General features: G+C 63.5%; 8 protein-coding genes. 5 read left to right on the top strand and 3 right to left on the bottom strand.

Going from position 1 to position 8,055, the window contains the following annotated elements; all coding sequences use genetic code 11:
- Positions 1-69 precede the first annotated feature (69 nt).
- Positions 70-1,269, bottom strand: coding sequence for a tyrosine--tRNA ligase (gene tyrS, locus QN085_RS02345; protein ID WP_013970622.1), 1,200 nt, complete (start codon positions 1,267-1,269; stop codon positions 70-72).
- Between the two features lie 213 nt (positions 1,270-1,482).
- Here tyrS and QN085_RS02340 point away from each other — a divergent pair, with 213 nt between their 5' ends.
- Both QN085_RS02340 and QN085_RS02335 read left to right on the top strand, forming a co-directional pair.
- Positions 1,483-2,904, top strand: coding sequence for a peptidoglycan DD-metalloendopeptidase family protein (locus QN085_RS02340; RefSeq protein ID WP_041506286.1), 1,422 nt, complete (start codon positions 1,483-1,485; stop codon positions 2,902-2,904).
- Between the two features lie 4 nt (positions 2,905-2,908).
- A complete protein-coding gene (locus QN085_RS02335; protein ID WP_013970620.1) occupies positions 2,909-4,000 on the top strand; it encodes an anhydro-N-acetylmuramic acid kinase in 1,092 nt (363 codons plus the stop codon).
- 59 nt (positions 4,001-4,059) lie between these two features.
- On the opposite strand, the gene erpA is transcribed toward QN085_RS02335, so the two are convergent.
- Entirely contained in the window at positions 4,060-4,410 is a 351-nt protein-coding gene (gene erpA / locus QN085_RS02330) for an iron-sulfur cluster insertion protein ErpA (RefSeq protein WP_015268740.1), read from the bottom strand.
- 146 nt (positions 4,411-4,556) lie between these two features.
- Complete coding sequence (gene argC, locus QN085_RS02325; protein WP_013970618.1) at positions 4,557-5,591, bottom strand: N-acetyl-gamma-glutamyl-phosphate reductase; 1,035 nt, start codon at positions 5,589-5,591, stop codon at positions 4,557-4,559.
- A 141-nt stretch (positions 5,592-5,732) separates the two neighbouring features.
- Here argC and hemJ point away from each other — a divergent pair, with 141 nt between their 5' ends.
- The 3 genes from hemJ (at position 5,733) to QN085_RS02310 (ending at position 7,993) form a co-directional block, all read left to right on the top strand.
- A complete protein-coding gene (hemJ, locus tag QN085_RS02320; RefSeq protein ID WP_003258833.1) occupies positions 5,733-6,158 on the top strand; it encodes a protoporphyrinogen oxidase HemJ in 426 nt (141 codons plus the stop codon).
- Positions 6,159-6,186: 28 nt separating this feature from the next.
- Complete coding sequence (locus QN085_RS02315) at positions 6,187-7,143, top strand: NAD(P)H-dependent flavin oxidoreductase (protein WP_013970617.1); 957 nt, start codon at positions 6,187-6,189, stop codon at positions 7,141-7,143.
- Between the two features lie 67 nt (positions 7,144-7,210).
- Complete coding sequence (locus tag QN085_RS02310) at positions 7,211-7,993, top strand: SDR family NAD(P)-dependent oxidoreductase (RefSeq protein ID WP_013970616.1); 783 nt, start codon at positions 7,211-7,213, stop codon at positions 7,991-7,993.
- Positions 7,994-8,055: the final 62 nt, after the last annotated feature.

Raw genomic sequence — 8,055 nt, 5'->3', positions numbered from 1 at the left:
TATCGCCGAAAAGCAAAGCGGGGAGGCCTGTCGGCCTCCCCGCTTCTATATAGCTACACCTGCAGACAATCACTCGGCCTTGAGGGTAACCCGTGCAAATGACTTCTTGCCCGCCTGGCACACATGGGTTGCACCCAGCGCGAAGACGAAGTCACGATCGACCACCGCGCCATCAACCTTGACCGCACCACCACTCAGCAAATCACGCGCCTGAGCCGAGTTCTTCACCAGGCCAGCCCGGTTCAGCACGGCAGCAATTGGCAGGCTTTCAGCCGCAGCGACTTCGACCTCCGGCAGATCTTCCGGCAACTCGCCTTCCTTCATGCGGTTACCCGCGGCACGGTGAGCATTGGCCGCAGCCTCTTCGCCATGGAAGCGTGCAACGATCTCTTCCGCCAGCTTGATCTTGATGTCGCGCGGATTAGCGCCATTGGCGACGTCGGTACGGAACTGCTCGATCTCTTCCATGGAACGGAAGCTCAGCAGCTCGAAGTAGCGCCACATCAGGGTATCCGGGATCGAAACCAATTTGCTGTACATCACCCCCGGCGCTTCCTGGATACCTACATAGTTACCCAGCGACTTGGACATCTTCTTCACGCCGTCGAGCCCTTCGAGCAGCGGCATGGTCACGATGTTCTGCGCCTCCTGGCCATAGGCGCGCTGCAGCTCACGCCCCATCAGCAGGTTGAACTTCTGGTCGGTACCACCCAGCTCGACATCTGCCTTCAGCGCCACCGAGTCATAACCCTGCACCAGCGGGTACAGGAACTCATGGATGGCAATAGGCTGGTTGGTGGTGTAGCGCTTGTCGAAGTCATCGCGCTCGAGCATGCGCGCCACGGTGTACTGCGATGCCAGGCGAATGAAGTCGGCCGGGGTCAGCTTGTCCATCCAGGTGGAGTTGAACGCGACCTCGGTCTTGGCCGGATCGAGGATCTTGAACACCTGCTGCTTGTAGGTCTCGGCGTTTTCCAGCACCTGCTCGCGGGTCAGCGGCGGGCGCGTGGCGCTCTTGCCGCTCGGGTCACCGATCATGCCGGTGAAGTCACCGATCAGGAAGATGACCTGGTGCCCCAGGTCCTGGAACTGGCGCAGCTTGTTGATCAGCACCGTGTGCCCAAGGTGCAGGTCAGGCGCGGTCGGGTCGAAGCCGGCCTTGATGCGCAGAGGCTGGCCGCGCTTGAGCTTCTCCACCAGTTCCGACTCGACCAGTACTTCTTCCGCACCGCGCTTGATAAGCGCCAGCTGCTCTTCAACCGACTTCATAGACAAACCCGCAAGGCTCAGATTCAGGGGGAGCCAACCATACAAGATCGGCCGTCAATTACAAGTTTCGCAAAGGAATGTGACCCGAACACAGGCTTGCGGCGTCTACGCGCCCTTGCGTGAAAATGGATTTGGTTATATTTTATACAGTTATTTCATCTTCATCATGTCATTCATCTTTTCCATTTCACCTTTTTCAAAGTCACCTTGCCCATGACCAACGAACCGCCTAAAGCGCCCCCGCTTTATCCGAAAAGCCATCTGTTGGCCGCCAGCGGCATCGCCGCCCTGCTCAGCCTGGCCCTGCTGGTGTTTCCCTCCAGCGAAGTGGAAGCCAAGAAAACCACCCTCAACCTCGAGCTGGAGAGCCCTGCCGAGCAGTTGAAGGACGAATCCCGCGCTGCGCCCCTGGTGCAGGCAGAAGGTGAGCAAGGCTCGCCATTCGCCCAAATCGAAGAGACCACCCCCGAGACCCAGAACGCCGAGCAGGAAGCCCCTGCCGCCGAACCGGTCGTCGAAGCCGCCAAGCAACCCAGCCACCGCGAAGTCACTGTGGCCCGGGGCGATACCCTGTCCACCCTGTTCACCAAGGTCGGCCTGCCGAGCAACGCGGTGCACGACCTGCTGGCCAGCAACAAGCAGGCCAAGCAGTTCAGCCAGCTCAAGCACGGCCAGGTGCTGCAGTTCGAGCTCGACAAGGACGGCCAGCTGGCCAGCCTGCACAGCAAGGTCAGCAACCTCGAAACCATTCGCCTGACCAAGACCGACAAGGGCTATACCTTCAACCGCGAGATCAGCAAGCCGGTTGTGCGTACCGCCTACGCCCACGGCGTGATCAAAAGCTCGCTGTCGGCCTCGGCCCAACGTGCCGGCCTGTCCCACAGCATGACCATGGACATGGCTCGCGTGCTGGGTTACGACATCGATTTCGCCCAGGACATTCGCCCGGGCGATGAATTCGACGTGGTCTACGAGCAGAAGGTAATGGACGGCAAGGTCGTCGGCACCGGTAACATCCTGTCCGCGCGCTTCACCAACCGCGGCAAGACCTACACCGCGGTGCGCTATACCAACAAGCAGGGCAACACCAGCTACTACACCGCCGATGGCAACAGCCTGCGCAAGGCCTTCATCCGCACCCCGGTCGACTTCGCCCGCATCAGCTCGCGCTTCTCCGCCGGCCGCAAGCACCCGATCCTGAACAAGATCCGTGCCCACAAAGGCGTCGACTACGCCGCCCCACGCGGCACTCCAATCAAGGCAGCCGGTGACGGCCGCATCGAGCTGGCCGGGCGCCGCGGTGGTTACGGCAACACCGTGATCATCCAGCACGGCAACCGCTACAAGACGCTGTACGGCCACATGCAGGGCTTTGCCAAGGGCATCAAGACCGGCGGCTCGGTCAAGCAGGGCCAGATCATCGGCTACATCGGCACCACCGGCCTGTCCACCGGTCCGCACCTGCACTACGAGTTCCAGGTCAATGGCGTGCACGTCGACCCGCTGAGCCAGAAGGTGCCGATGGCCGACCCGATCGCCAGGAACGAGCGCCAGCGTTTCCTGCAGCAGAGCCAACCCCTGATCGCCCGCATGGATCAGGAAAAGGCCACCCTGCTCGCAGCGAACAAGCGCTAAGCCCATGGGGCTCTACCTGGGGGTGATGTCCGGCACCAGCCTCGATGGCCTGGACATTGCCTTGATCGAACAAGGCGAGCAGCTCCAACTGCTCGCCACCCACTACCTGCCCATGCCCGGCGACCTGCGCCAGGAACTGCTGGGCCTTTGCAGCAGCGGCCCTGACGAGATCGCCCGCGCTGCACTGGCGGAAAACCGCTGGGCCAGCCTGGCAGGCGAAGGCATCCGCGAGCTGCTGACCAGGCAAGGGCTGCAGGCCGGAGCCATCCGCGCCATCGGCAGCCACGGCCAGACCATCCGACACGAACCTGCACGCGGCTTTACCGTGCAGATCGGCAACCCGGCGCTGCTGGCCGAGCTTACCGGCATCAGCGTAGTCGCCGACTTCCGCCGGCGCGATGTGGCCGCCGGTGGCCAAGGTGCGCCACTGGTGCCGGCCTTCCATGAAACCCTGTTCAGCCACCTGGGCCAGCGCCTGGCAATTCTCAACGTGGGCGGCTTCAGCAACCTCAGCCTGATCGAACACGACAAGCCAGTCCACGGCTTCGACTGCGGCCCGGGCAACGTGCTGCTGGATGCCTGGATCGAACGCAAGCGCGGCCAGGCCTACGATGCGGATGGGGCTTGGGCTGCCTCGGGCTTGGTGCGAGCCGACTTGCTCAGCGCACTGCTGGCCGACCCGTTCTTCGCCGGAATCGGCCCGAAGAGCACCGGACGCGAAGTATTCAACCTGTCCTGGCTGGAAGGTCACCTGGCCCGCCTGCCTGCTTACCGCGACGAGGACGTACAGGCAACTTTGCTGGAACTGACCGCACGCAGCATCATCGACTCGTTGAGCAACGCCCAGCAAGGCACCGAAGCGCTGCTGGTCTGCGGTGGCGGTGCGCGCAACGGCGCCCTGATGGCACGCCTTGGCCAGTTGCTGCCCGACGCCCGTGTCGCCAGCACCGGCGCCCATGGCGTGGACCCGGACTGGGTCGAAGCCATGGCCTTCGCCTGGCTGGCCCACTGCTGCCTGGAAGGCATCGCTGCCAATCGCCCTAGCGTGACAGCGGCCAAGGGCCTGCGCGTACTCGGCGCAATCTACCCGGCCTGAACCTTACGCCAGAAAGCAAAACGCCGCGCAATTGCGCGGCGTCTTCGTATGGCCAGGCCTCAGATCGAGAACGAGGAGCCGCAGCCACAGGTGGTGGCAGCGTTCGGGTTCTTGATCACGAAGCGCGAGCCTTCCAGACCTTCCTGGTAATCCACTTCGGCGCCGGCGAGGTACTGGAAGCTCATTGGGTCGACCACAAGGGAAACACCTTCGCGCTCGACGATGGTGTCGTCTTCGGCCACGTCCTCATCGAAGGTGAAGCCATACTGGAAGCCCGAGCAGCCACCACCGGTGACGAACACGCGCAGCTTCAGACGATCGTTGCCTTCCTCGGAAACCAGGTTCTTCACCTTTTGCGCAGCGCCGTGGGTGAATTCCAAAGCGGTAGGGGTGAAGGTTTCGACGCTCATGTTGATTCTCCCGGCGTGGTAGCCGCCATAAAACTCGATGACGCGCATTATCCGCTTTCCCGAGAAAATCGGTCAAGAATTGTGCGGCTTTAGTCGCGACCTACAAAAAGGCCCGCACGACGCGGGCCTTTTCGAATGCTGGCGGCTTACGGCAGCAGGCCGGCGTGTGACAAGCCCATGCGCTCGTCCAGGCCGAACAGGATGTTGAGGTTCTGCACTGCCTGGCCGGACGCGCCCTTGACCAGGTTGTCGATCACCGACAGCACCACCACCAGGTCACCACCTTGCGGGCGATGAACGGCAATGCGGCAGACGTTGGCACCGCGCACACTGCGGGTTTCCGGATGGCTGCCAGCCGGCATCACGTCGACGAACGGTTCGTTGGCGTAACGCTTCTCGAACAGCGCCTGCAGGTCGACCGAAGTGTCGGCGACGGTAGCGTACAGGGTGGCGTGGATGCCACGGATCATTGGCGTCAGGTGCGGCACGAAAGTCAGGCCGATATCCTTGCCAGCGGCCAGGCGAAGACCTTGGCTGATTTCCGGCAGGTGGCGATGACCCTTCACTGCATAGGCTTTCATGCTTTCGCCGGCTTCGCAGAACAGCGAGCCCACCGCCGCACCGCGGCCAGCGCCGCTGACACCCGACTTGCAGTCGGCGATCAGGCGCGACGGGTCGGCCAGGCCAGCTTCCAGCAGCGGCAGGAAGCCCAGTTGGGTAGCAGTCGGGTAGCAACCCGGCACAGCGATCAGGCGCGCCTGGCGAATCTTCTCGCGGTTGACTTCAGGCAGGCCGTATACCGCGTCCTTGAGCAGCTCTGGCGCACCGTGCGGCTGGCCGTACCACTTGCCCCACTCGGCGGCGTCCTGCAGGCGGAAGTCGGCCGACAGGTCGATCACCTTGGTACCTGCCGCCAGCAGTTCGCCAGCCAGGGCGTGGGCAACACCGTGCGGGGTGGCGAAAAACACCACGTCGCAGGCGGCCAGGGTCTTGCTGTCCGGCACGCTGAACGCCAGACCGTCATAGTGGCCGCGCAGGTTCGGGTACATGTCCGCCACTGCAACGCCCGCCTCGGAGCGCGAAGTGATGACCGCCACTTCGGCCTGTGGATGCTGTGCCAGCAGACGCAACAGTTCGACGCCGGTGTAACCCGTGCCGCCGACGATACCGACCTTGATCATAACGCTTGCCCCTTATCAACGAGCCGTCTGGAAAGCGCACGATAATAGGGGCGCAAGGCGCCTGTAACAACTCTTCGGGTGACCCTTCGGGCGCTTGACCACTACTATCTGACGACCGTGAATACCTGAAGGAACTCCCCCATGCTTTACCTATGGATCAAAGCGCTGCATATCGTCAGCGTGGTCTGCTGGTTCGCCGGCCTGTTCTACCTGCCGCGGCTGTTCGTCTACCACGCCCAAAGCCAGGACAGCATCAGCCAGGAACGCTTCGTGACCATGGAGCGCAAGCTGTTTCGCGGCATCATGAACCCGGCGATGATCGCCACCTACGTATTCGGCGCGTGGATGCTCTATCTCACGCCCGGCTGGCTCAGCCAGGGCTGGCTGCATGCCAAGCTGACCCTGGTCATCCTGCTGACCGTCTACCATCACATGTGCGGCGCCCAGCGCAAGCGCTTCGCCAGCGGCAGCAACACCCGCAGCCATGTCTACTATCGCTGGTTCAACGAAGTACCCGTATTGTTCCTGCTGGGTATCGTAATTCTGGTGGTGGTCAAACCGTTTTGACATAGCCACCCGCTCAAGGAGCCTTGCCATGTCGCTACCTGCCTCCCTCGAACAACGCCTGCGCCTGCCCGTGGTTGCCGCACCGATGTTCCTGATCTCCAACCCCAGGCTGGTACTGGCCTGCTGTTCCAACGGCGTGGTCGGCAGCTTCCCGGCCCTGAACCAGCGCGACAGTGCCGGCTTCAAGGCCTGGCTGGAGGAAATCGAGGCAGGCCTGGCACTGTTGCAGGCGCCAGCACCCTATGCCGTCAACCTGATCGTCCACCCGACCAACCCGCGCCTGCAGGCCGACCTGGCCTTGTGCGTGGAGCATCGCGTACCGATCGTCATCACCAGCCTCGGCGCGGTGAAGGAAGTGGTCGATGCCGTACATGGCTACGGCGGCCTGGTGTTCCACGATGTCACCACCCGCCGCCATGCCGAGAAAGCCGCCGAAGCCGGCGTCGATGGCCTGATCGCCGTCGCTGCGGGCGCAGGCGGCCATGCTGGCACCTGGAGCCCGTTCGCCCTGGCCGCAGAGATTCGCCAGTTCTTCGACAAGACCCTGCTGCTGGCCGGCTGCCTCAACCACGGCCACGAGATCCTCGCCGCGCAAATGCTGGGTGCGGACCTTGCGTACATGGGCACCCGCTTCATCGCCACCGCAGAAAGCCAGGCCCCGGGCGCCTACAAGCAGATGCTGCTCGATTCCCATGCCGCCGACATCATCCACACCCCAGCGGTGTCCGGCGTCCCTGCCAGCTTCCTGCGCCCGAGCCTGGAGCAAGCTGGCTACGACATGGATAACCTCAAGGGCGGCCACGAGCAAGGCAAGCTCAAGCCGATCGACGATGAAGCCAAGGCCTGGAAGACCGTGTGGTCGGCGGGCCAGGGGGTCGGCGGTATCGACGACCTGCCCAGTGCCAGCGCGCTCATCGGACGGCTGCATGACGAGTACCGGGACGCTCTGGAGCGCTGCCAGGCCCTGCGCGACCGTACCTTGTAGCAAAAGGCAACACCTTGACTGGCCAAGCTGTACACTAGGCGCCCTCTTCAGCCCCCAGGAGCCTTGCATGACCCGTTACGCCATGATCACTGGTGCTTCCAGCGGCCTGGGCCTCGCCCTGGCGGAAGCCCTGGCGCGGCGCGGGCGCAACCTGATCCTGGTGGCTCGCCAGCGTGAAACGCTGGAGCCGGTGGCCATCGAACTGACCCAACGCTTCGGTGTCGAGGTGCTATTCCGCGCCTGCGATCTGAGCCAACCGTTACGCCTGTCAGGCTTCGTGCTTGAACTGGAGGAAGGCGAGCGACGTATAGACCTGCTGGTCAATTGTGCCGGCCTGCGCACCTACGGGCCATTCCTGGCCCATGAGTGGGCGGACGAGCAGGACTTGCTGGAAGTCAACGTGCTGGCCCTGAGCCGCCTGTGCCACGCCATCGGTAACCTGATGGCCGTGCAGGGCGGCGGACAGATCCTCAATGTCGCGGGCCTGGCAGGGGTGGCGCCTGGCCCGTGGATGGCCGCCTATGCCGCTAGCAAGGCCTATGTACTGAGCTTCTCCCAGGCCTTGCGTGAAGAACTCAAGCGCACCGGCATCAAGGTTTCGGTACTGTGCCCAGGCCCGGTGCACTCCTCGCGCCGGCGCATTCCGCGGCTGGATGGCAAGCCACGCTGCCTCAGCCCTGAGGAAGTTGCGCTGTACACGGTACGCGCGCTGGACAAGAACCGCGCGCTGATCATGCCCGGCCGGCGCAACCGCTGGCTGGCGTTCGCCCCGCGTCTGCTGCCGCGCTGGCTGGTGCGCAAGCTGGCCGGTGCCATCCACCGCCGCTATTGCCCGGTTGGTATGGAATAGCTACTGGGCGAGCGGCGCCCGGCTGAGTACACTCGGCCCGACCCTCACCATGGAGCAAGTGC

The sequence above is a fragment of the Pseudomonas sp. M2(2023) genome (assembly GCF_030263955.1).
Lineage (GTDB): Bacteria > Pseudomonadota > Gammaproteobacteria > Pseudomonadales > Pseudomonadaceae > Aquipseudomonas > Aquipseudomonas asiatica.
This window is presented reverse-complemented; position numbering and strand designations above follow the sequence as displayed.